The sequence below is a fragment of the Neptunomonas phycophila genome (assembly GCF_001922575.1).
In the GTDB taxonomy this organism is placed as follows: domain Bacteria; phylum Pseudomonadota; class Gammaproteobacteria; order Pseudomonadales; family Balneatricaceae; genus Neptunomonas; species Neptunomonas phycophila.
On record NZ_MRCI01000001.1, the window covers coordinates 1693399 to 1716348 of the forward strand.

Below are 22950 nucleotides of genomic sequence, written 5' to 3' on the forward strand. Positions count from 1 at the left end.
GGATAGTCAGGGGAAAAAATCACCTTAAAACACTCGATAAAAGGTTTTTTTTGTAGTACCCTCTCGTTCAGCTAATGTTCAAGTTGTTACAATTGACTATTACAGCGCTTTATAACCCCGTGTCTATGAATAATAATCGGGTTATATTCGTCGACCCTCCGTACACGGTTTGGGATTAACTATATCAAGGATGATCATTGTCGATTTTACGGCACTAACTCGCCCTTAAGCATCGTATCAATGAGACCCGTTTTTATTTAGAAGTAGCGGCAGAGGAATCCTAATGAGTAAACGTGTTACCGGAAGTGTCTTTATCGTGGATGATGATGCTGATTTTGGCCTATCAATGCAGTGGTTTTTAGAGTCGTGCAATTATCCAGCGTACTATTTTTCCGATACGCGCACTTTCCTAGATAGCTATAAAGGCGAAATGGGCTGCATGCTATTAAATCCATCTATGCCAAATACGGATGGCCTTACGTTGATGGAAACAATGCGTACTCGTAATATTCACTTGCCCGTCATAATGATCAGCGGCCAAAGTGACATCCCTCAAGTTGTAGCCGCTATCAAAGCTGGTGCACTCGACTACATTCCCAAACCATGTGATCAGAATAAAGTACTATCAGTTGTGGAATCGGGATTACAGCTTGCTTCGGAACAACATCAAGAGCAGCAGCGAACAGCCACTACGCGCAACAATTATCAGCTACTTAGCCGAAGAGAAAAACAAGTTATGGAGTTAGTAGTTAACGGTTATGCTAACCGTGAGATCGCAGAAACTTTAGGGATCAGCCCTAAAACCGTTGAGGTTCATCGCTCAAGAGTTATGGGCAAAATGCAGGCTGACAGCCTCCCCGCCTTAGTAAATTTTGCAATGGAATTAGGTAAGCAAAACAAAGCCGAATTAGCCTGATCAACTTAAACAATTAGTGTCAATCATACTTTTAGACCACCTGTTATTGCTCATTTACTAATCAGTTATGTGTTAATATGGGCCGTCTGACTAGCACTTAACGACGTGACGTTCGACTTCACAAATAAAAATAACAAAGTTAAGTCGTTGCAATTCAGAATGATGATACAGCTTAGTAAACATTAATTTGTTTATTTAACATAGCTATAACAATCAAACTGTAATATTTGCGGCGGTTTAAATGATCTTTGAGTGATACTCTAATGAATAAAATACTCATCAGCGCCTGCCTAATGGGTCAAAACGTTCGATATGACGGGAAAAACAGCTTAATCACACACCCCGTGATCCAATCTTTGAAGCAGCAAGGTCGATTGGTAGTATTTTGCCCTGAAGTTGCTGGCGGCCTACCGACACCACGAGCACCCGCTGAAATTAAATCCCGCTACCCTATCTTAGTGACTACTGCTGACCAAGAAGATGTCACTCCGCAATTTCTACTTGGCGCTGAGCTCGCTGTTGAAAAAGCTCAAGAGGTGGGTGCATGTTGTGCCGTGCTTAAAAGCAACAGCCCCTCTTGTGGAAACCGCGAGATCTACGATGGTAAATTCACAAATACATTAATACCCGGCAGTGGTGTAGCCGCATCAGAACTGCAACGTCATGGTTTTCCTGTTTACAATGAACATGAAATAGACCAACTGCTGGAGTTTATTACAACCTTTGACTTAAGCATGAATCGACACTCAGCTTAGGGCTCAATCAGCTGAAATTTGGCCCGTTTCACCCTCCTTAGGCGACAACGCTTTCATTTTTCAATAAGCTCTCTTTTTCGCATGCGGACAGATAAGGGAGCATATTTTTTATGACAACAAAAACCATCAAAACAGGCATCATCGGTTATGGTTTTTCTGCAACTACTTTTCATCTCCCTTTTATAACCTCTTCACCTGACTTTGAGCTCACTGCTATCAGCAGCTCACAACGCGATTTAGTGATAAAAAATCATCCTAAGTGCAGCTATTACGAAACCCCTGACGCACTTATAGGTAACAGCGATATCGATCTTGTTATCATTACCGCACCAAACGATACCCACTATCCTCTAGCAAAACTTGCTTTAGAACATAATAAGCATGTTGTAATTGAAAAGCCGTTCACAACTAATGTCAGCGACGGTGAGCACCTTATCGCATTAGCAGCAGAGAAAGCGCGCGTACTGAGCGTTTACCATAATCGCCGCTGGGATGGTGATTTTCTAACTGTACAAAAACTGATTAATGAGGGTAAGTTTGGCCAGGTTAAGTATTTTGAGTCTCACTTTGATCGCTTTCGCCCTGCAGTGCGACAACGCTGGCGTGAGCAATCACCTAACGGCGGCGGTATACTGTTCGACCTTGGCCCTCACCTTATAGATCAAGCATTGCAGTTGTTTGGCTTACCGGAGGCCATCACAGCCCAATGCCTTATACAGCGCAAGGGATCAACCAATGTAGATTTTTTTAATATTGTTCTGCATTACCCTGACAAACAAGCCGTACTACACAGCGACCTTTATAGCGCCGGCGCCAATAGACGATTTACAGTAAAAGGTGAACTGGGCAGTTATGAAGTCTATGGTTTAGACCCACAAGAGGATCGTTTAAAGGCCGGAGTAAAACCTAAAACGCCTTCATGGGCCAGTGTTCCCTCTGATGAATACGGTACTTTCTTCTCCGGAACATCACAAACACATATCAAAACAGAAACAGGTGGATACCAGCATTATTTTACTGGCTTAGCTAAAGCAATTAGGCAAGAAGACACCGCCCCAATTAGCGCATCTGATGGCTTGTGGACCATTAAGCTAATAGAGTTGGCCATGCAAAGTAGCCAACAAGGCCGAACATTAGCCGTTACCGCATAACACCCTTACGAATTCAGAGATTAGTTACCTATGAGTGGTCGCCGCCGTAATAGCCATTTTCAATGCCAACAATTTACAATCGAGCAAAGCGATTGCGCTATGAAAGTCACAACCGATGCTTCGGTCTTTGGTGCTTTTGTACCGGTAGAAAACGCCAAAACCATTCTGGATATTGGCACAGGAACAGGAATTTTAAGCTTATTTGCCGCTCAACGATCGTTGGCTACGATAGACGCAATCGAAATAGAACCCAATGCTGCTCAACAAGCGACCCTCAATACTAAAAATTCACCATGGCCGGAGCGCATTAACGTTATAACAAACGATGTACGCGATTATGCAAACCAATGCCCCACCCGCTACGATGTCATTATTACTAACCCACCCTTCTTTACAAAATCAACCCAAAACCCTGACACCCAAAAGTCATTAGCGCGCCATAATGCACACTTCCCCTTACACGACTTGTTAGGTGTAATTCAGCAGCTCTTGGCTACACAAGGAACAGCTTGGATACTATTGCCTTTGGAAGAAGCTAACAGCTGCATCAGCCGAGCAGCTAACTTTGGCTTAACGTTAAAACAGCATGTATTGATTAGAACAAGCAAACAGCATAGTCCGCATGTCGCCATGATCGCACTTGAGCATCAGCAAATTGACAATCAGAACAATGCAGAAGTCCCAACTGAAATCTTCACCGTTTACACACAACACCCCTACCTCAGTGACGAATCAGCAGCACTCTTTCGGGACTACTATACAAAGATAAAACAGGCATAGCTGCTTATTATTAATGAGGAGCTGAATCGACCACCAAACTTAATAATGACACCATAGACACTTAAGCCAAACGTTATGCCGAAAAGCTTGCGTGCCAAAGTGACACAGGATTGCGTATTAAACACTCTAAGACCAAAATACCTATGTGTCATTTTGACACAACAGGAGTTAACAAAATGGCTAGCGCCTAGCCTCGCATTGCCGCTAGAGTTGGTGCCAAAGAGTGTGCGAAATATTTCTATGAACTCTATGGTTTTCAAGCCTTTGAAGACGCTGAAAATAAACCATTCATCACCATTGCTGATGTAAGAGCAGGCTTTGGTTATTTAACCGCTGCCTTTAGCAAACTAGCGCCTACATTAAGAGGCTAATTATAGCTGGCTAAAATAACGAACGAAGTGAGCTAGCCAGCTGTAATTAGTCCACTTGAATTTTTTTTTTAGGTATACAACATAACCAAACTAAGAAAGTACTGTACCTAATATAAAAACTAACACTATAAGCATTATTATGACTAAGTGTTTAAAATTGCTATCACTAAGTAATTTTAAATTTTGCTTCATGTGATTACACATTGCAGGGGTAAATTTCACACCACAATGCCGACAGAAATTATCACCAAACGAAACCTTTTTATTACATTCAGGACAATTGTATATTGCAGAGTGGAATCGTTCACCTGAGCTTCTATCAATCCAATCAAAATCGTCCATGCATGCTCCGTATACCTAACGCCGCTGTAACCGGCCGGAAAACCGCGCAGCGGTTTGGAGGTCCAGCCCACGCAGTGGGCGATGGTTGACAGCCTTGTTATGTTTATTTTTCCAGTTGCTCAAGATATTCTTTACCAACGTTTATTTCGTCTTGGGTGGCAAACGTATAGCTTCCTGATTCCAGAAGCTCAGTTAACTGTTCAATAGTACCAATTTCAAATTGCTCTAGATTTTCCACGAACTCTTCAATTTTCTCAATATCTCCTTCCTTCGTTACTTCGGATAACTTCAGCATCACTTTATGATTAGCAATGTGAGTGCGGATATTGAGAGCACCCATGATCTCTTGTGTCATTGAAAATGTAATTTTGTAGGTTGCAAAAATGCTTCCTATAAAAACCAGGATGAATAAAACGTACTTCATGGCTCTCCTAGAACATAACGCCTCAATAACCGGCAGCCAAAATGGAGCGAAGCGAAGTTTTGACTGTCCGGCGCCGTAGCCGCGAAGTTGATTGATTTGTTATATGGCATTAACCATAAAGCCCTAAAGGCCCCCAGATTAGAAATGCAAGAGCAGCGGTAAGGCCGAAGAAGCTTCCCCACTGAATTGAAACCAACACTTGCCTTTTCAAACCAAAAAGACCTATGCCCCCCATTGCCAGAACTCCCCATAGGGCGACTAATACAAAAAGCCATTCATATGACGCTAGCGCGACGACACACGATATACATGAAGCGACGGCAAAATGCTTGCGAGTTGATTTAGTAACTATATCCATCGTCACACTGACATATAACAGTTTTATTCATGAGCATGCGCGTTAATATTCCTGATCGTTTGGTCAGAAATACGCATAACCCATTGAAATTTAGCTAATTTCAGAGAAGCAGAAGAATTGGGGTAGAACAAAGACGCGCATGCGCGTTAACATTCCCTGTGTTGCTCGCCATTTTCCCTTAGCATTTTCATATCTCATTGATTTTATAGACTTTCTAAAAGTTGTCCAGTATAAAAACGAGCATGCTCGTTTTACAAACCGTGCCATATTTTGAACTTATCCAAAATATACTGTATGAAATAAATAGCTTTATTAATTTTTTATCCACAAGAAGAGCCGAATGAAAACAAGCCCTTTTCTTAACAGTATTCGCCAGTCCATGAGCGTTCGTGGTGAGCGTTTACGTACTGAAAAAACTTTTACCTACTGGATTGAGCAGTCCATTGTATTCCAGAAAACCACTAAACCGCCTGCCCAGCCACAAACCCTGAGGCCCATGCCCATTGGAAGTTATGGCCGCCTAAATGCCCAGTGACATCTAAACACTCTCCAATAAAGTACAAGCCTTCGACTGCTTTCGCTTCCATGGTTTTTTGGGAGATTTCATCCGTTGAGATGCCGCCTAGCGTGACCTCTGCGGTTCGATAGCCTTCGGTGCCTGATGGTTTTACATGCCAGCAGGTAAACGCGTTAGCGATAGCCGCTAGTTGTTCATTACTGTGCTCGGCTAGCGGGCCTGAAAAGTCAAAAAGTTCACAGAGTATTTGCGCCATACGGCGGCTCATGCGTTGTGCAAAAACAGTACTGATATCTGACTTAGGCCGCTCCTCACGTTGAGCTTTTAGCCAAGCGTATAAATCTTCATCAGGAAAAAAATTGATCTCCAGATAGGTGTTTGGAGTCCAGTAAGATGAAATTTGCAAAATTGCGGGGCCGCTTAAACCGCGATGCGTAAACAACATACTTTCACGGAACGTTGTTTCACCTACCGACACTTCAACAGGGTGTGACACACCAGCCAGAGGTTTAAGTACCTCCAACAGTTCCTTCTGCAGAGTCACAGGTACTAACGCAGCGGTGGTTGGCAGTACAGTCAGGCCATATTGCTTAGCTATATCATAAGCAAAGCTGGTCGCTCCACCGTTGGGGATAGATAAGCCACCCGTTGCAATTACCACAGATTCAGCCTCTATTTTACCGATAGAGCTCGTTATGAGAAAACGATCACCTTTTTTTTCAATAGTGGCAACCTGCGCTTCTGTTTTGATGTCTACACCAGCCCAGTCGCATTCGGTCAATAAAACTTGCAGGATCTCTTTACTGCTGTCATTACAAAATAATTGGCCCAGCGTTTTTTCGTGGTATTCCACGCCATGGCGCTCAACTAACTCAATAAAATCCGATACTCGATAACGGCTTAAAGCAGATTTACAAAAGTGGGGGTTGTTGGACACAAAGTTAGCATTCGTGTTGTGCAGATTAGTAAAATTGCATCGCCCACCACCCGACATTAAAATCTTACGGCCTATTTTTTTAGTGTGTTCTAGCACAAGCACCGAGCGGCCGCGGTAACCCGCCGTCGCTGCACACATTAGCCCCGACGCGCCAGCACCGATAACAACCACATCTGTTTTCACGCTATGAGTTAACCTTTTTCGCTATCGCTGTTGTGTTCGGCTTGTTGCTGCTGCGCCATTTTTTTGATTTTTTCGGCTAAACGTCCGCCTTTAGGCTGTTTTTGTTCGTTACTATCTGCTTTAGCCTCTTCCGCTTCTTTTACTTTTTGATACACGGATTTATGTTTTTTCTTTTTCTCGAGTCCGCGTTTACGGCGTGTCTCGTAGCTGTCTTCTTCAGTTAATTTATCGCGCTTATCAGGTGATATACGGATGTCTAAATGCCCTACAGTTGGGCGTTTTTTCTTTGTTCGGCTCATAATCTTTAGCTCTTAAATCTATTAGTAGGGTTTATTACCCGTACGCTCATTCTTGTTTGCTTCAGCTTCTGCTTCCGCCTCGGCCAACGCCTGCGCTTCTAAACGTAAACGCTCCTGCTCTGCCCACTTAATTTCCCACTCTGCTACTGTTTCAAAACTGATAGCACCCATTTTACCCGAACGCATATCATGCAGTAGCACTTCTGACGCTTTGTGGCGATCGATAACTCCGCCGGGGCGCAGGCCTCCGCGCTTACGACCTATTTCATCGAGCAACTCATCACTTCCAACGGGAATACTTTTTAACTTATAACGTGTTTCCAAATACTGAGGGTATGTATCTAGCAGAAACTTAGCGGCATACAGGGCTACTAATTCATACTCAATGGCGGTGTCTCTAATTGCACCACTGGCCGCTAAACGGTATCCAGAATCGACATCTTCAATTTTGGGCCATAAAAAACCTGGCGTATCTGAGAGCGCCATGCCGTTTTTTAGGGTATACCGTTTTTGATTTTTTGTGACAGCCGGCTCATTGCCTACTTTAGCGATACGACGTCCTAACAACGCATTGATTAACGTAGACTTCCCTACGTTAGGAATCCCCATGATCATCGCCCTAACGGGACGATCATGGTTAGCACGAGTAGGCACCATTAATTTGCACATATCTGGGATCTTTTGAACCAGCTTTTTTTGATCTTGGCTAAGCGCGATCGCCTTAATGCCCTCTTGTGCATTATAAAAGTCTAACCAAGCTTGTGTTTTAACCGGATCGGCTAAATCAGCCTTGTTTAAAATCTTAAGCACAGGTTTACCTTTGCGTAGACTTTCAACTAACGGGTTCTCACTCGACTTAGGTAAGCGGGCATCAAGCACTTCTATTACGGCATCAATTTCATCGATCACTTGAGCGATTTCTTTGCGTGCCTTGTGCATGTGCCCGGGAAACCAGTTAATTGCCATCGTATTCTCCTGCTGTAGATGCGCACATTATACCAGTCTCTAAAGGAAGACGCTGATTTACACTCAATTTTTCGCATTAACAGCCGTTAGCTTCTATATTGATATTCTAAGAAACGCGAACAGGAACCTGCCAAATGTCCGACGCTAATTTGCAACCGCAAATTCTCATGGCTAGACAACCCATATTTGATGTAAAGCAACGTGTTGTTGCTTATGAGCTTTTATACCGCAGTGAGGCAGATTCTGAACAAGCAACTTTTTTAGGTGGAAGCGCGGCTACTACTGAAGTGCTACTTAATGCATATACCTCAATTTCGGATGCCGGTGCGTTAAAGCGTGTTCCCGCTTTCATCAACCTTACCTATGATATTGTTGTAGAAGGAAAAATACCGGACCTTCCTCGTAAACAAGTTGTACTTGAAATGCTAGAGGACGCCGAAGTTGATGAGGCATTTATTGCTGGCGTCAAAGCCCTAGTAGATGACGGGTACCGTATCGCACTGGACGATTTTATTTATAGCCCTAAATACGACCCCCTTTTGAAACTAGCCCACATAGTTAAAGTTGATGTTATGTATCATAGCTACGATGAAGTTGTGGTCTTACTAAAACAAATTAAGCCTTTTAAAGTCACGTTGCTGGCCGAAAAAATAGAAACGCACGAGAAACTAGAAGAGTGTATTTCTCTGGGGTTTAAGTTATTCCAAGGGCACTTCTTGAGTAAGCCCAAGTTAATTACTGGGCGTAAAATTAACACCGGTCAAGTCGCACTTCTGCAGCTAATTCAAGAGCTGCAAAAGCCCGACGCCAAACCTGAAGCACTCCAAGCTCTAATTATCAAAGATCCGGTATTGACTTATAAACTACTCAGGATTGTTAATTCGGCGGCTAATTCATTGGTACGTAATGTAGAGTCGATTAGTGATGCCATCGTTTTGTTGGGAATACCACAAGTCAAAAAATGGGCGACGCTCATCGCAATGACAGCCAACCCAGACAAACCCGAAGAGCTATCCAGAGCATTATTAATCCGCGGTCGAATGGCTGAACTGATTGCTGAAGCGCAAAAAAGCAATCATGCATCCAGTTACTTTATGGCTGGCATGATGTCTGGACTCGATGCCTTGCTCGACCTACAACAGGATCAACTGTTGGAACAAGTGCCTCTAGGGGATGAAATTAAGAAGGCCATTACCACAGGCGAAGGGCAAATAGGTCAAGTACTGACCGGCGTTATTGATTTTATTGCGGGGAACTGGGACACCCTACCAATAGACTTTGATGCCGACTTATACGATCAAGCCTACCGAGAATCACTGGATTGGACACGTGAAGCCATGCAAGCGATGGCCGAAACAGACTAACGCCCACCTCACTTCATTCAGACCAAGGCCAGTTCAAGCTTATTGCTGCTGGCCTCTCTACTCACGTTACAGGCTACGCTACACTCTACCTATTGTTGAATGTATTCAAGTAGCGCCAAGGTAGAACATGATACACATTGCCATCATAGGTAGCGGCCCCAGTGGTTGCTACATCGCTGATTACTTAGCTAAAAAGCTCGATAACGCCCAAATTGACGTATTTGATCAGCAACCAACGCCGTTTGGCTTGGTTAGAAATGGGGTTGCTCCCGACCATCTCATTACCAAAAACATTACTCGTCAATTAGAAAAAGCATTTGCTCGACCCAATGTGCGTTTTATTGGAGGTGTGCGTATAGAATCTACCCCTCAAGCTCACTCTTACTGCGCATCATTAACGCCTTTAGAGCTTGAAAAGCACTACAACATTATCGTGTTGGCAACAGGAGCCACACACGATAGGCAGCTAGATTTACCAAACCAAGACATAAAAGGGATCTACCCTTCCGGGGCATTGGCAGCATGGTATAACGGGGATCTAACTCAGAACCAGCATCCCTATATTGGTACAAAAATTGGCATTATTGGGCATGGGAACGTTGCTTTAGATGCCGCTCGGCTATTACTCAAAACTCGCGAACAACTTTTAAAGAGTGACATGCCCGATCATGTAATCAATGCCCTAACCGAATCCCAACCTAACCGCGATATTTATTTAATTGGCCGAGGCAGCGCTGCGAACGCTCACTTTTCCTCAGGAATGATCGCCGAAATTTTAGAACTTCCCAATGTCGCCTGCTATCGCACTGACACAAACATACCCGAGGAATTACCACCCGATGTTCTCAAGCTGATACCTAAAGAGCACCACAGAGATCGACTAAAAAACCTAGCGTTATTTAGGAAAATACCTGTTCTCAACGGTGACCTTGTAAAGATAAGGCCAGCTCACTCGCCACGATTAACCTTTATATTTGAAACTACACCAGTCAAATTAAATGGCGAAGAACGAGTAGAAGCTATCGACTTACGTACCTCTGATGACACCATGACCCGACTACCGATCGATACGTTAATAACTGCGATTGGCTTTGAGCAATCGCCGACTTCGCTTAATTTCGCCGAACCCACTTATTCGGTAGGCTGGTGTAAAAATGGGGCAAAGGGTGTCATTCAAAGCAACCGGGTTGATGCGGTAAATACAGCAAGAGACATTATTAATGCAGTGCAACAAAGCGTTCCCTGCGACAAGATTGGTTATCATGGTATAAAAGCAATATTAGATACTCAACTTGTGCTCATTACGTCTTTTAGTGACTGGAAACGTATCGATGAACATGAACGAAATGCAGCAACAGAAGATAGACCACGTAAAAAAATAACTGACTATGCAACGCTGACAGCACTCATTAATGCAGGCAAATAACTAGCTTTGCCGACCTTGATACAACTTAACAGAAGCTTTTAACTATGCCTTTATCGACACCTTCAAATCGATCATTATTTCATACCCGCTCCGTCAAATGCCAAGGCTATAAACGTGAAGACGGGTTATGGGACATTGAAGGCCATATGACTGATGTAAAAGCCTATGATATGCCACACCCTGATACCTCAGATAAAACGCTTAAAGCTAATCAGGCACTCCACGATATGTGGTTACGTATTACCGTAGATATGGACTTGGTAATACATGATGCCGAAGCGGCAATGGATAGTACGCCGTTTGAGTATTGCCCCCAGATAACCCCAGCTTACAAACAGTTGATTGGATTACAAATCAAAGGGGGTTTTACAAAACAAGTTAAAGCCTTGCTTGGGGGCATTAATGGCTGCACCCATTTAATCGAATTGCTTGGCCCGATGGCAACAACCGCATTCCAAACGACCCATCAAATACGTCGCCAAACGCAAGATTGGACAGAGACAGGTCCTGTACCCAAAATTATGGATACCTGCCACTCGTGGAGCCGAAGCGGCCCAGTTGTAAAAAGGAAGTGGCCACACTTTGCATCAGACGCTGAAAACGATTCGTGAAATCACTACAGAAAAGCTACGTAACCAACTGATTTATAAGCCATAGACAATTAACTTTCATCTATGGCTTAACTCTCATATAGGCAGCCTTGCTTAGCTCTTAGCTGACAAAGTCAGTGGCTCTGCAGACACCAGCACACCGTTATTATCAGCATACACATATTGTCCTGGCACAAAAGTTACCCCACCAAACGTGACAGGGACATTCAAATCTCCTAAACCACGCTTATCCGTTTTCATTGGGTGTGTACCTAACGCTTGGACACCCACATCGAGCTGCCCTATGGCATTCACATCACGCAAACAGCCATTAATGATAATGCCTTCCCATTCATTTTTTTCAGCTTTTTCAGCTAACATATCCCCTAACATGGCACGGCGCATAGAAGCCCCGCCATCAATAACTAAAACTTTGCCTTTGCCAGGCAAAGCCACTTGTTCACGCACGAGAGAGTTATCTTCGAAAGCTTTGATGGTCACAATCTGCCCCCCAAAGGTTTCTCGCCCACCAAAATTACCAAACATTGGCTCAACAACTTGTACTAAATCAGGAAACTGATCACATAGTTCCGGCAATAAATCTTCCATGGGTTTCTCCTTAAGGCAATAAAAGACATGACATTACTATTGTAAATTTCGCACCTGCAAAATGCACTACAACCATTGACCTACTCACCGGGGCATTAAGAGTTCGACATTAGCTGATTACTGAGCCTTACCCTTGTGAGGCACGCATTAAGATGAAAGTTTTTCAATCAGGCGTTTGATTCACTTTAGATAGTCTAGGCTTAGTCGATATAAATGATAAGTAAATCAAGTTTGGGGCGGGAGCATGTCCATCACATTGTATTCACAATTCACATCCGGTGTTCAGAACTCTATGGTAAGTTACCAAGATTCTTTAAATGCCCGGACGCCACAAGCCGCTTCTGAAGATACGGTACTCAACCGATTAGCCGAAAATATTCCAGGCATGAGTGCTGGGGATCTTAAATCATTGGACAGTGATGATTTCTCGCCTGAGAAGGTAGCTAACCGGATCGGAGATTTTGTTGCTCAAGGGCTAGAAGCCGCTCGTCGTAGTGGACGTTCAGAAGAAGACATCCAGAATATGTATAACGCTGCCGTTTCTGGCGTAGAAAAAGGCTTTGCTGAAGCAAGAGATATTCTCGACAACTTAGGTGCTCTTAAGGGCTCCATAGCAGAAAATATTGATGAGACAGAAAAGCAAACGTTTGCTGCTTTGGATGCTATCAACCCATCAGCTCAAGATGCGGCCAATAGCGCTACTATCAGCCGACTAACAGCCGCCGAACGCTATGAGCAGTCAGAATCGCTGTCTTTAAAAGTAACAACCCAAGATGGCGACGAAGTAACGATCAACTTTTCCAATCAAAGCCGCTATGAGCAGTCGTTTGGCGTTGAGTCTGATGGTTCAAACACATCTGCCCTATTCAACATAAGCCGAAGCGAAGCAAGCAACTACCAATTTTCGGTCAATGGCGACTTAGATAATGATGAGATTGACGCACTTCAAAATCTAATTAAAGACGTGAATGAAATCGCTGGCGAATTTTTCGATGGTGATATCCAAAAAGCCTTTGATATTGCGAGTGAGTACCAGATGGATAAATCCGAATTATCCTCTATGAACTTACAGCTCAAACAAACTGAGCAATACAGCTCTGTGGCTAAATATAGCCAAGTAGAAAACCAAAACGCGGTGACACAAGATGCCGCTAAGCGCTTAGGTAACTACGCACAAAGCTTTGAAAATGCCAGCGCAGCACCAACGCTAGACTTCGTGAAGGAGATACGCGAATTTAGCCAAACACTATTAGAGTCACTGGTAACGCAGGATGCAAGATATCGAGAGGCTGATAGTGAACAGCAAAATCGTTATAACAGCCAGCTAGATGCCATAGCTGAACTGACTAACCGAATGCAACCGTCGTTTGTACACAATCAGGAGTAGCATAACTCCTAAACCTTTCGGGGCCCTATGGGCCCCTTTTTAATGCCTATAAAAGTGATTAGCCTTCTATCTGGCAGCCCTTAGCAAATCTAACAATACTTGTGCAGGATGCGGTATTACCTGCTTGTCCATCCGCTTAACCTGGCTTCGGCAAGAGTAACCAGTAGCCACTAACTTCCCTTTGTTGTCCGGGTCGTTAACCACATCACTCCAACTTAAGTTATAGATGGTCTGAGAGGTCGCTAAGTTATCGGCTTCATGACCATAAGTACCGGACATACCGCAACACCCCACAGGCTGCACAGACAATGTTTGGCCTAAGTCGGTGAAAATTGATTGCCATTGACGTAAAGACGGTGCTGCCGATGTCTTTTCTGTGCAGTGGGATAACAGTTTATATTCACCGCTTCGTACATTCACAGCACGCTCTTTAATGCGCTCAGACTGAGTGGCTAACCATTCTTGAATAAGATTAACTTGCGGGGTCACCTCAACGACTTGAACATACTCTTGACGGTAAGTTAATGTCATAGAAGGATCCACTCCCACTAATGGGATGCCATGCGATTCTAGCGCTTTAAGCATGTCTGCATTTTTTATAGCCGCCTTTTCAAAAGCTTTCATAAAACCATGCACATGTAATGGCTTCCCATTTGGCATGAAAGGGGCGACCAGTACAAAAAAGCCTAATTCACGCAACAAATCGACTATATCAAGCACCAATGATGCTTCGAAATAACTCGTAAATGCATCTTGAACGATGATCACAGCTTTATCTCGCTGAGCAGGAGACAAGGTAGCTATCACCTGTGGTGTTGCTAATTCCACAGCCCTCTCTTGTAGCCCTTTAACCAAAGAACGTGCACTAATACTTGGGCTATCAACCATACCCACTGTTTGGCGCAGAACTCGTTTAACGACTTTATTTTCCATCGCCCAGTTATACGGCGCGGGGAATTTAGCGATAGTCGGGATCATCATTTCTAACCCGCCTACCATATAGTCCTTCACTGGGCGCAGGTAGCGGCTGTAATACACTTCAAGGAAACGAGCTTTAAAGTCAGGTACATTGACTTTAATCGGACACTGACCCACACATGATTTACATGACAAGCAGCCTTTCATGGCCTCATGTACCTCATGCGAGTAATCGTACTCACCCTTCTTCTTATTCAGGGAGTTTTTAATACGCACCGGAAGTGACTTGATGAACGATGATTGTTTCACCTGTTCACTGGCATCCACCAGACTAACGCCTTGATTAGACATTAAGCGTAGCCATTCTCGCGTTAAAGATGCACGGCCTTTAGGTGAGTGTATACGCTGACGCGTACCTTTCCACGAAGGGCACATGGCATCTTTTGGATCATAGTTATAACAAGCACCGTTCCCGTTACAATACACAGCGGACCCATAAGCCGCTCGTGTGTCATCTGGAATCTGACGGTCCAATTGCCCGCGTGTTTGCACCTCATCTATTTTTAGCAGTTCTACACCGGCTAACAGAGGCGTCGCTATTTTACCCGGATTAAGCTGGTTATTTGGGTCAAACCAACCCTTTATGCGCTGCAATTCAGGATATAGCTCACCAAAAAATGCAGGGGCATATTCAGAACGAACGCCCTTACCATGCTCGCCCCATAGCAAGCCATTATATTTTTGAGTCAGCGCCGCCACTTGATCTGTAATTTCTCGAATTAAGTGCTCTTGCGCCTCATCTTTCATATCAATAGCCGGACGCACGTGTAAAACGCCCGCATCAACATGCCCAAACATCCCGTAAGCTAATCCGTGATTATCGAGCACAGCTCTAAATTCCATGATGTAATCAGCGAGGTTCTCCGGAGGAACTGCCGTATCCTCAACAAACGGTATAGGTCGTCGCTCGCCTTTTGCGTTACCCAGTAAACCCACAGACTTTTTACGCATGCCCCAGATTTTGTTTATTTCGCCCGCGCCTAAGGCAACCGTATAACCAAAGCTCTTACCAGGCTGGCCCGAAACATCATCCAAGTGTGCCGTTAGGCGGTCAACTTTAGCACGCAGCTCCTCTTCATCATCAGACGTATACTCAACTAAATTAATCCCCTGTATTTCAGGGTCTCCTTCGTTGACAGGGAAATAGCTACGTACCGTATCCCACACAATATCGCCCATAGCCAAGTTAAGTACTTTGGAATCTACCGTTTCAATTGACGTTGGTCCCCAATCCATCAGCGCTTTAGCATCACGCATGCTGGTCTCAAAGCTGTCATATTGAATGTTGATCAAAGCCGAGTATTTTGGAATAGTCAGAACATTTAGTTTGGCTTCTGCAATAAAGCCTAATGAACCTTCCCCCCCACACAGAATAGAATTTAAATTGAAGCGGCCTGATTCATCTCGAATATGCGCCAAGTCATATCCGGTCAAACAACGATTCAGAGGTGGGAATTTGGCATCAATTACCGATTTTTTTTCAGTGTATAGCAGATCAAGATCGCGATGCACTTGGCCGATGAGCCCAGCTTGTTGCTTGATTTCTTCCAGCTCATCTTCCTCTAAAGCAAACGAATCCCACACCGTGCCATCGAGGAAAACACTGGTCAGAGATAAAACGTGATCGCGCGTTTTACCATACATGCAACTGCCTTGCCCGCTAGCGTCGGTATTAATCATTCCACCGACAGTCGCTCGGTTACTCGTGGACAATTCCGGTGCAAAAAATAACCCATAAGGTTTTAGAGCTGCATTTAATTGATCTTTAACAACGCCAGACTGCACCCTAACCCAGCGCTCTTGCACATTAATTTCTAGAATTTTGTTCATGTGCTTGGATACATCAACAACCAAACCATCGGTTAACGATTGTCCGTTCGTCCCTGTACCACCGCCTCTAGGTGTTAATACCACACTTTTAAAAGAAGGCTGCGCAGCAAGCTGTGCAATCAGCACCAAATCATCAGTTGATCTAGGATAAATAACACCTTGCGGCAATACTTGATAAATACTGTTATCCGTTGATAGCGCTATGCGGTTCGCATAATCATTATTCAACTCGCCTTTAAAGCCTTTAGCTTTTAGGGTGTTAATAAAATCCAGATAGCGTTGAGCCGTGGTTTCAACAACAGAAATACGTGGGATCATGGGTTCTTGTCATCAATATAATTAGAATGCACACATAATGCAGAAGTCTTATTAATCATTCAAACGATAAAATTTAATGAATTAATCGCTAAAAATGATAAATTAAATACCTCTATAAACCTGAGTATCAACTCATGCTCCCCATCAACTATCGTCACCTTATTGCCTTTATCGCTGTTTCGCGCCAAGGAAGCTTTACGCAAGCGGCTGCGCATTTACATGTCACTCAATCCACTCTAACGGCCACCATCAAACAATTAGAGTCACAGACCGGCATACAATTACTGGACAGGACCACACGACGTGTCCACCTGACACAAGCCGGTGAACGCTTTTTTCCTGTCGCCGAACGTCTAGTATCCGACTTCGATGCTGCTTTATCGGATTTAAAAGCAAGCGCCTTACAACAACAAGGCAGTGTATCGTTAGCGGCTTCAGCTTCGGTGGTAAGCACTCTACTACCCAATGTTATTGCGCAATACCGACAGGATTTTCCGAACGTAGCGATGACAATAATCGAGGAAGGTGCTAGTGGTATAGAGTCCGGTGTAGATGACAACCGCGCCGATTTTGGAATTGGGAGCAACCACAGCAACCAACCCACCCTTCACTACACCCCCCTAATTAAAGACCAATACGGGGTAGTGCTCCCTCAAGACCACCCTATTCTTGACCAAAACCCTTCGCTGATTAACCCTTCAGATATCACAAACTTTCCACAAATATTTTTAACAATAGATAACGGTATAAGATTACAACTAGACGAGTATTTGCAACAGTGGCCCACAATAAGTAAACGTGCAGCCGTCGAGGCCACAACACCTGCAACCTTAGCTTCATTGATTAAGTCGGGAATGGGAGTGAGCATTTTACCGGCACTAGCCGCCTCTACCTCGGCGTTTACCGAACTGACATTTGTGCCGTTGGATCAACCCGATATGTATAGAGAACTCTGCTTGATAACTCGCAGGGGCCGCTCGTTAAGCCCAGCAGGCGAAGAGTTGATGCGTAGGGTTATAGAATTATTAAAAGATATAACGCTGCCTCCTGGTGTCGAGAAGGCAGCACACCTATTGGTATGAGTTACTTTAAATCAATGCCATTGGGGCTAATAGTAATGAGCCCCTGTTTCATTAAAGCACCGATAGACATCTTATAGGCTTTTTTGCTGACCCCAAATGTTTGATAAATATCTTCTGGCGCGGATTTATCACCCAACGGGCTATGGCCACCACGATCTTCTAAATCTTCTAGTATACGACGCGACAATTCATCTACTTTGCCATATCCGGGTTTATCTAACATCACATCGACCTTGCCATCTTCGAGTACGCGTTTGATATATCCATCGAGAGTTTGGCCAACACGGACTGTTCTAAACAGGTCTTGATTGTGCAGCAAAGCCTGATACTGACCATCGACAAGAACCAAAAAGCCAAGATCACTTCGGCGCCAAACAGATAAACTCACTTGCTGGCCCATTTTTAGATGCTCAGGCGCAGGCTCTAAAAACTTCTCAATTTTAGCCGACGCAGCCAGTCGGTCACTGTTGTCAATGTAAACACGTACGAACACCTTTTGACCAACTTCTAAGGGCTTGCGTTGTTCACCGTATGGCAACAGCAACTGCTTAGGAAGCCCCCAATCCAAAAAGGCACCTATGTTATTAACCTCAGCAACCTTTAAGTAACCGAATTCGCCTACTTTAGCTAAAGGGACACGTGTTGTAGCGACAATAAAATCATCTGTATCAAGGTACAAAAATACATCAACTTTATCGCCGACAGTCACTCCCGCGGGCACATCTGCCTTGGGCAGCAACACTCCACCAAATTCACCGCCATCCAGATAAACACCAAATTCAGCTTCACGTATTATGCTTAGGGTGTTGTTTTTGCCTATTTCAATCACTGTGCTTACCTGTCTTATTACTGTGCTAATACAAAGCGCAACCTTACCAGATGTCACGCCTACGCCCAATCTAAACCATAAAAAAAGGAGCCAATGGCTCCTTTTATCTATATTTAAAAATCATCGGCTTTGATCGAGACTTTTAAGACGCTCGATAGCTTCGACTTCTTTATCAATTTGATCCATTTCTTGGGTGATGTGGCTGATGTAATCCACGCTTTCACGCATTTGTTCGCCCGCTTTTTGAGAGGAGCCAACCAAATTTTGCATCTCATCGCCCAAGGCCAGAGCCCCTTCAGCAATACGAGCCATGGACTCTTCTGTGTTGGTAATGGTTTTACGAATCTCATCAATCGAGCCAGTAACCGCATTAATGGTGTCACCCGTTTGATTCAAACTTTTTTGCGTATTATGAGACAGCTGACGTACTTCATCTGCTACAACAGCAAACCCTCGCCCCGCATCGCCAGCCCTTGCCGCTTCAATAGCAGCATTAAGAGCTAAAAGGTTTGTTTGGTCCGCAATGCCCGATATAACACTCAAAATCGATAACACTTCTTCTGAGTTATGCTTTAGGTGCTCTACTTTGTCGTGCAATGCTTTTCGGTCTTCATTTTGGCTTTCTATACTGGTAGAAAACTCCGTAAAACGTCCCTGTATATCTTCAACGACTCTACCGGTTGTTACCGCATAGTCAGAAACATCATTAAAGCTATCTACCATTTTTCGCAACAGTGGACGATATTCGCCCATATACTCAACAAGCTTCGATTGCACCGTGTTTATATGTTTTAAGCTGTTGGTACGAGATTCTAAAAAGAACTGCCTAAAGTCGCTGTAATGCTGCGGAAAACGATCAGCATATTCATCTTTAAACCGTTGCCCTTCCTCCACTTTAAAAAATAACAATGCGGTTAGTGTCTGGTTCATATGAACGCCCAACAACTCACCAAAAGTCGAGAAACCCGCCACAGGAATATCTGAGAAGTTAACAACCTGGCTTAAGTTATTCGCATTATTTAACCGGCGTAAGATACAGTCATTAGCAAGCATTGCGATTGGTTTAACTGACTTGGTGGCCATAAACGCATCAAAATCTGAGCGAGTTGTGCTTGCAAAATCTTTGGCTTTCACTAAGAAGAGTTGATCACCAAACTCCATGTCGCAAAAAAATGAAATACTACCACTGTCAGTATCAATGCCAGCGGTGGATCGTATAAATAATTCTGAGCCGATTTTTACAGCAAAAGAATAACCAACCAATGCATCATTTAACTGAGCGGGTTGGCATCGGAAATGATCACACAAGGCGTTAACAAATGTTTTTAACTCAGATGAGCCTTGAGAGACAACTGAGCTTACCTGCCGAGTGTATATATCAGATTCAATAACCGTAAAGGCCGTTGTTGTTTCTTCAAAATTATGAGATTTAAAAATGCCGTAACGTATTTGAGGCGCTAATTTAGCAAAGGCAATAACAGCCGAATTCCTAGCAACCCTATCGCCATCAAAGACTAGCGCTTGCTTAAAATCTAGTTTCCCGCCAGCTGAGCCACCAATAAAGTAGCATGGGAACAAACCACTCTCATACAACCCTTGCATAAAGAAGTTTTCACTGGCGGTTAACCCATCGAAAAAAGTAATGGCAAGGGTGTCTTGATAATTCACATCAAAGGGTAAAGTGACCTTTGAAATTTCCGCCGACAACTTTTCGACACGCTCTTTTCTGGATATAGACACCTGGCCGCTCTGGATATCCTCACAGAGTAGAGGCACTGATCTGATTTCTACGTGAGTGAATATCTCACTACTAAAGCTTTGCAGAACAATATTATCCCAATGCCCTTCGGCCGAATGATAAAGTGAAGATTGGCATGTGCTTAGCTCACCGGCCGTCATAACACCCATCACTTTCTTCGCAAAGGGCATGGCGGATTTTAATCGGCGCATTGTATTTTCAAAATCTAAATGTGGAGACACATAAGCAATTACAAGAGAACATTCATCCTGATCAAACGCTAACGACTCAAGCGACTCAGGTGCTATTTTTTGGCTTGTAATCGAGACTATGTTAATAGGAGCTTTTGAGCTACGTTTAATGTTATTTTTCGAGCTGCGTCCGAACCATCCCATCTTCCATTACCTTGCATCTGATGTTTTATTATTCATTCTGTTGAAAGCGCTAAAGCGCAACCAACAATGGCTAACACTATAAATATAGAAGCAAAAATTATATTTGCTGATATTTATCGGCTAAACACTCATAAAACTTAAGGATAAAGCTGCAATATAACGAAACAGGGATTGATGTAGGCAGACTATGAGTTTGGTATAAAAAAGCCACGATATATAATCATGGCTTATCTAGAATATTCACCAGATTAGTGAAGGTTGTCATACTTCTTTTTTATCTCGATCAGCTGAGGCTGAATATCAAGGGGGGCATAATTCATGGCTTGTTCAAAAAGCTCCTTGTTATCATCTGACAGGCGGTCCTCTTCTGACATTGCTGTAAGTTTACGCATAGCCTCGACAAATTTAGGATGTAATGATTCATCTTGATGCATGGTGTAGCCCTCCAAAAGTGTCGCGTTAGAAACGCGTTAAATACCAAAAGTGGTGTTTAAAGATGTCCGGAAATACGGCAAAAGTACTTCCTCCATCTTGCAGTTAATATTAATAATGACCGTATAGAGTCTTTTTCTCATATTCGGTTCGATATAAAACTAATCAGTTGTTTGCCGACGGGCGCGATACTCATTAAGAATTTTTTTGTACTCAGCATTAATTTGAGACTTTCTTTCACTTAATTTAGATGCCGGTTCATCAGTATCTTCAATAATTTGCTGCTTTCGCTCACTCAACGTTTGTTTATCAGCATCATTATACTTAACTGCATCCGTCAAATCGGCAGTGCCACGACTTTGCTTACTTTTTGGGTCCTTCTCACCTTCGCCTAAGTCTTGCTCTTCGTCTGTTTTCTCAGGATTGACTGTAGGCGCTGGTTGACTATCCTGCTCCTTAGGAAAAGCGGACGAAGGAACGCTACGGAAAGGAGTAGCTACATTATTGTATGCTTTTTTTTGAGCATCCACGCCTGCGGGCGCTTGGTCGCTATAATGAACCACACCCTGTTCATCTACCCAGCGGTAGATATCCGCTTGACCGATTCCTGCCATGGCACAAGCAACAAAGACCAAAGCTACACTCTTAACATTAATGTATGTTTTAACAGGCATGCGATTCCTTGCTTTTATACCGGTCGTCGTAAAAAAACCACGTTTGTAGCAACAAAATGATTTAAAAGCAGTATAAAAGTACTTCCGTCAGCCCACCAGCTTTTTCATCCCACTAAATAGCATCCCCTATACAGTTTTATAGTCAAATCTGGCATAATGCGCGCACATTTTATAAGGTTAATAGATATGTCATTAGAACAACGCTTGGCTGAAAGAAGCCAATCAACATGCGAGTTATGCGGCTCAACAAACGACTTAACTAGCTTCGCCGTAGAGCCTTCCGATGGCAGTTTGGATCAATCGGCTTACCTCTGCCAAACATGTACAACACAGATTAAAAATGCTGATGAAACTAACATCAATCACTGGCGTTGCTTAACAGACAGCATGTGGAGCCAAGAACCAGCCATTCAAGTATTGGCTTGGCGTCAGCTGACTCGATTAGCGGGCATGGGAGAAATTTGGGCTCAAGATGCATTAGAGCTGATGTACTTGGATGACGATACGACTAAGTGGGCGCATCAAGGTGCCGAGACCGATGATGTAGAGCCAACGCTAGACTCTAATGGCTCTCCATTACAAGCAGGCGACAATGTGACTTTAATTAAAGACCTGGACGTTAAAGGCGCAGGTTTTACCGCTAAACGAGGCACTGTCGTCAGAGGCATTTCATTGACATCCAACCCAGAACACATCGAAGGACGGGTAAATGGAACGCGCATAGTACTCGTTAGTAAATTCCTAAAGAAATCATCATAAGCAATTTGATTTTAAAGCATATGCGCATAAAAAGGTGCGCATATGGTCTATTTAGGTGTTCAAAAAGTGAGGTCTGTTAACTGTACATTGGCTTATTATCGCTAAGGGCCAACCACCCTTTCACAATGCGGTATATGCCCCAAACCCAATTGGCCAGTAGGATAAAATATCCCACAATAAAAATAGCGGTCAGCAGCCCAACAACAAACCATAAAATCGAGAACCAAAAGGTTTTAATCTGCCAATTAAAATGGCTTTCTAGCCATGTCCCTTCAACATCGGATTTTTTAACATAATTCATAATCACAGCAACCACCGCCGTGATACCGATAAAATAACCAATCGCCTGCAGGGCATAGATGAGCGTAGTTAAATCTTTATCTTTAGACAGGTTTTTCGATTGCGGATCAATGTGTGATTCTGGGTACTCCATCACAACCTCATATTCAAACAACGACACTATATGATGAAAAGTGCGTATCACTAGAAGCCATATTTGCTTATCGGCATAAGCTCAAGACAAGCATCATCAGCCTCTAG

At 43.6% G+C, this 22950-nt stretch carries 23 protein-coding genes; 10 read left to right on the plus strand and 13 right to left on the minus strand.

What is annotated here, in order from left to right; genetic code table 11:
- Window positions 1–283: 283 nt before the first annotated feature.
- From BS617_RS07690 to BS617_RS07705, 4 genes are all read left to right on the plus strand, one after another.
- Window positions 284–916 carry a response regulator transcription factor gene (locus BS617_RS07690; protein WP_075172256.1) on the plus strand — a complete coding sequence of 211 codons (633 nt, stop codon included), beginning with the start codon at window positions 284–286 and terminating at the stop codon, window positions 914–916.
- A gap of 263 nt (window positions 917–1179) precedes the next feature.
- The gene (locus tag BS617_RS07695) at window positions 1180–1671 is read left to right on the plus strand and encodes a 2-thiouracil desulfurase family protein (protein ID WP_075172257.1); all 492 of its coding nucleotides are present in this window, start codon (window positions 1180–1182) and stop codon (window positions 1669–1671) included.
- Between the two features lie 110 nt (window positions 1672–1781).
- On the plus strand, window positions 1782–2822 hold the full coding sequence (locus BS617_RS07700) for an oxidoreductase (RefSeq protein ID WP_075172258.1): 1041 nt from the start codon (window positions 1782–1784) through the stop codon (window positions 2820–2822).
- A gap of 30 nt (window positions 2823–2852) precedes the next feature.
- Complete coding sequence (locus BS617_RS07705) at window positions 2853–3602, plus strand: tRNA1(Val) (adenine(37)-N6)-methyltransferase (protein WP_075172259.1); 750 nt, start codon at window positions 2853–2855, stop codon at window positions 3600–3602.
- Between the two features lie 461 nt (window positions 3603–4063).
- Here the strand turns inward: BS617_RS07705 and BS617_RS18570 are convergent, their stop codons facing one another.
- The 6 genes from BS617_RS18570 to ylqF form a co-directional block, all read right to left on the minus strand.
- Window positions 4064–4315 (minus strand): zinc ribbon domain-containing protein, encoded by a 252-nt coding sequence (locus tag BS617_RS18570; protein ID WP_075172260.1) that lies wholly within the window; start codon window positions 4313–4315, stop codon window positions 4064–4066.
- A gap of 103 nt (window positions 4316–4418) precedes the next feature.
- The gene (locus tag BS617_RS07715; RefSeq protein WP_075172261.1) at window positions 4419–4739 is read right to left on the minus strand and encodes a hypothetical protein; all 321 of its coding nucleotides are present in this window, start codon (window positions 4737–4739) and stop codon (window positions 4419–4421) included.
- A 109-nt stretch (window positions 4740–4848) separates the two neighbouring features.
- Window positions 4849–5097 carry a hypothetical protein gene (locus tag BS617_RS07720; RefSeq protein ID WP_075172262.1) on the minus strand — a complete coding sequence of 83 codons (249 nt, stop codon included), beginning with the start codon at window positions 5095–5097 and terminating at the stop codon, window positions 4849–4851.
- Window positions 5098–5558: 461 nt separating this feature from the next.
- A complete protein-coding gene (locus BS617_RS07725; RefSeq protein WP_075172263.1) occupies window positions 5559–6734 on the minus strand; it encodes a BaiN/RdsA family NAD(P)/FAD-dependent oxidoreductase in 1176 nt (391 codons plus the stop codon).
- An 8-nt stretch (window positions 6735–6742) separates the two neighbouring features.
- Window positions 6743–7033, minus strand: coding sequence for a hypothetical protein (locus BS617_RS07730; RefSeq protein ID WP_075172264.1), 291 nt, complete (start codon window positions 7031–7033; stop codon window positions 6743–6745).
- Between the two features lie 21 nt (window positions 7034–7054).
- Window positions 7055–7999 carry a ribosome biogenesis GTPase YlqF gene (gene ylqF, locus BS617_RS07735; RefSeq protein WP_075172265.1) on the minus strand — a complete coding sequence of 315 codons (945 nt, stop codon included), beginning with the start codon at window positions 7997–7999 and terminating at the stop codon, window positions 7055–7057.
- Between the two features lie 134 nt (window positions 8000–8133).
- Between ylqF and BS617_RS07740 the strand changes: the two genes are divergently transcribed.
- The 3 genes from BS617_RS07740 to BS617_RS07750 all read left to right on the plus strand — a co-directional run bounded on the left by BS617_RS07740 (window position 8134) and on the right by BS617_RS07750 (window position 11400).
- Window positions 8134–9363 (plus strand): EAL and HDOD domain-containing protein, encoded by a 1230-nt coding sequence (locus BS617_RS07740; RefSeq protein WP_075172266.1) that lies wholly within the window; start codon window positions 8134–8136, stop codon window positions 9361–9363.
- Window positions 9364–9490: 127 nt separating this feature from the next.
- Entirely contained in the window at window positions 9491–10789 is a 1299-nt protein-coding gene (locus tag BS617_RS07745) for an FAD-dependent oxidoreductase (protein ID WP_075172267.1), read from the plus strand.
- A 44-nt stretch (window positions 10790–10833) separates the two neighbouring features.
- The gene (locus tag BS617_RS07750) at window positions 10834–11400 is read left to right on the plus strand and encodes a DUF2889 domain-containing protein (RefSeq protein WP_075172268.1); all 567 of its coding nucleotides are present in this window, start codon (window positions 10834–10836) and stop codon (window positions 11398–11400) included.
- A 93-nt stretch (window positions 11401–11493) separates the two neighbouring features.
- On the opposite strand, the gene rraA is transcribed toward BS617_RS07750, so the two are convergent.
- On the minus strand, window positions 11494–11988 hold the full coding sequence (rraA, locus tag BS617_RS07755) for a ribonuclease E activity regulator RraA (RefSeq protein ID WP_075172269.1): 495 nt from the start codon (window positions 11986–11988) through the stop codon (window positions 11494–11496).
- 244 nt (window positions 11989–12232) lie between these two features.
- On the opposite strand from rraA, the gene BS617_RS07760 reads away from it, so the two are divergent.
- On the plus strand, window positions 12233–13375 hold the full coding sequence (locus BS617_RS07760; RefSeq protein WP_075172270.1) for a DUF5610 domain-containing protein: 1143 nt from the start codon (window positions 12233–12235) through the stop codon (window positions 13373–13375).
- A 66-nt stretch (window positions 13376–13441) separates the two neighbouring features.
- Here BS617_RS07760 and ydiJ read toward each other — a convergent pair whose 3' ends face one another.
- Window positions 13442–16501 (minus strand): D-2-hydroxyglutarate dehydrogenase YdiJ, encoded by a 3060-nt coding sequence (ydiJ, locus tag BS617_RS07765; protein ID WP_075172271.1) that lies wholly within the window; start codon window positions 16499–16501, stop codon window positions 13442–13444.
- Window positions 16502–16635: 134 nt separating this feature from the next.
- Between ydiJ and BS617_RS07770 the strand changes: the two genes are divergently transcribed.
- Window positions 16636–17583, plus strand: a complete 948-nt coding sequence (locus BS617_RS07770; RefSeq protein ID WP_075172272.1) for a LysR family transcriptional regulator — start codon at window positions 16636–16638, stop codon at window positions 17581–17583.
- A 1-nt stretch (window position 17584) separates the two neighbouring features.
- Here the strand turns inward: BS617_RS07770 and BS617_RS07775 are convergent, their stop codons facing one another.
- The 4 genes from BS617_RS07775 to BS617_RS07790 all read right to left on the minus strand — a co-directional run bounded on the left by BS617_RS07775 (window position 17585) and on the right by BS617_RS07790 (window position 21651).
- Window positions 17585–18412 carry a CvfB family protein gene (locus tag BS617_RS07775; RefSeq protein WP_083609971.1) on the minus strand — a complete coding sequence of 276 codons (828 nt, stop codon included), beginning with the start codon at window positions 18410–18412 and terminating at the stop codon, window positions 17585–17587.
- Between the two features lie 120 nt (window positions 18413–18532).
- The gene (locus BS617_RS07780; protein WP_075172273.1) at window positions 18533–20545 is read right to left on the minus strand and encodes a methyl-accepting chemotaxis protein; all 2013 of its coding nucleotides are present in this window, start codon (window positions 20543–20545) and stop codon (window positions 18533–18535) included.
- Between the two features lie 248 nt (window positions 20546–20793).
- Window positions 20794–20979 carry a hypothetical protein gene (locus BS617_RS07785; protein WP_075172274.1) on the minus strand — a complete coding sequence of 62 codons (186 nt, stop codon included), beginning with the start codon at window positions 20977–20979 and terminating at the stop codon, window positions 20794–20796.
- A gap of 159 nt (window positions 20980–21138) precedes the next feature.
- Window positions 21139–21651, minus strand: coding sequence for a DUF4124 domain-containing protein (locus BS617_RS07790; protein WP_075172275.1), 513 nt, complete (start codon window positions 21649–21651; stop codon window positions 21139–21141).
- A 186-nt stretch (window positions 21652–21837) separates the two neighbouring features.
- Here BS617_RS07790 and BS617_RS07795 point away from each other — a divergent pair, with 186 nt between their 5' ends.
- Window positions 21838–22410, plus strand: a complete 573-nt coding sequence (locus BS617_RS07795) for a PhnA domain-containing protein (protein WP_075172276.1) — start codon at window positions 21838–21840, stop codon at window positions 22408–22410.
- A 76-nt stretch (window positions 22411–22486) separates the two neighbouring features.
- On the opposite strand, the gene BS617_RS07800 is transcribed toward BS617_RS07795, so the two are convergent.
- On the minus strand, window positions 22487–22843 hold the full coding sequence (locus BS617_RS07800; RefSeq protein WP_075172277.1) for a DUF4870 family protein: 357 nt from the start codon (window positions 22841–22843) through the stop codon (window positions 22487–22489).
- Window positions 22844–22950: the final 107 nt, after the last annotated feature.

Bases quoted from the DNA above. Each gene is read 5' to 3' on its own strand.
- BS617_RS07745 (WP_075172267.1), top strand. From the start codon at position 9,491: ATGATACACATTGCCATCATAGGTAGCGGCCCCAGTGGTTGCTACATC.
- BS617_RS18570 (WP_075172260.1), bottom strand. From the start codon at position 4,315: ATGGACGATTTTGATTGGATTGATAGAAGCTCAGGTGAACGATTCCAC.
- BS617_RS07785 (WP_075172274.1), bottom strand. From the start codon at position 20,979: ATGCATCAAGATGAATCATTACATCCTAAATTTGTCGAGGCTATGCGT.
- BS617_RS07795 (WP_075172276.1), top strand. From the start codon at position 21,838: ATGTCATTAGAACAACGCTTGGCTGAAAGAAGCCAATCAACATGCGAG.
- BS617_RS07780 (WP_075172273.1), bottom strand. From the start codon at position 20,545: ATGGGATGGTTCGGACGCAGCTCGAAAAATAACATTAAACGTAGCTCA.
- ylqF (WP_075172265.1), bottom strand. From the start codon at position 7,999: ATGGCAATTAACTGGTTTCCCGGGCACATGCACAAGGCACGCAAAGAA.
- BS617_RS07720 (WP_075172262.1), bottom strand. From the start codon at position 5,097: ATGGATATAGTTACTAAATCAACTCGCAAGCATTTTGCCGTCGCTTCA.
- BS617_RS07790 (WP_075172275.1), bottom strand. From the start codon at position 21,651: ATGCCTGTTAAAACATACATTAATGTTAAGAGTGTAGCTTTGGTCTTT.
- BS617_RS07700 (WP_075172258.1), top strand. From the start codon at position 1,782: ATGACAACAAAAACCATCAAAACAGGCATCATCGGTTATGGTTTTTCT.
- BS617_RS07715 (WP_075172261.1), bottom strand. From the start codon at position 4,739: ATGAAGTACGTTTTATTCATCCTGGTTTTTATAGGAAGCATTTTTGCA.
- BS617_RS07740 (WP_075172266.1), top strand. From the start codon at position 8,134: ATGTCCGACGCTAATTTGCAACCGCAAATTCTCATGGCTAGACAACCC.
- BS617_RS07800 (WP_075172277.1), bottom strand. From the start codon at position 22,843: ATGGAGTACCCAGAATCACACATTGATCCGCAATCGAAAAACCTGTCT.
- BS617_RS07705 (WP_075172259.1), top strand. From the start codon at position 2,853: ATGAGTGGTCGCCGCCGTAATAGCCATTTTCAATGCCAACAATTTACA.
- BS617_RS07695 (WP_075172257.1), top strand. From the start codon at position 1,180: ATGAATAAAATACTCATCAGCGCCTGCCTAATGGGTCAAAACGTTCGA.
- BS617_RS07750 (WP_075172268.1), top strand. From the start codon at position 10,834: ATGCCTTTATCGACACCTTCAAATCGATCATTATTTCATACCCGCTCC.
- BS617_RS07690 (WP_075172256.1), top strand. From the start codon at position 284: ATGAGTAAACGTGTTACCGGAAGTGTCTTTATCGTGGATGATGATGCT.
- ydiJ (WP_075172271.1), bottom strand. From the start codon at position 16,501: ATGATCCCACGTATTTCTGTTGTTGAAACCACGGCTCAACGCTATCTG.
- BS617_RS07730 (WP_075172264.1), bottom strand. From the start codon at position 7,033: ATGAGCCGAACAAAGAAAAAACGCCCAACTGTAGGGCATTTAGACATC.
- BS617_RS07770 (WP_075172272.1), top strand. From the start codon at position 16,636: ATGCTCCCCATCAACTATCGTCACCTTATTGCCTTTATCGCTGTTTCG.
- rraA (WP_075172269.1), bottom strand. From the start codon at position 11,988: ATGGAAGATTTATTGCCGGAACTATGTGATCAGTTTCCTGATTTAGTA.
- BS617_RS07760 (WP_075172270.1), top strand. From the start codon at position 12,233: ATGTCCATCACATTGTATTCACAATTCACATCCGGTGTTCAGAACTCT.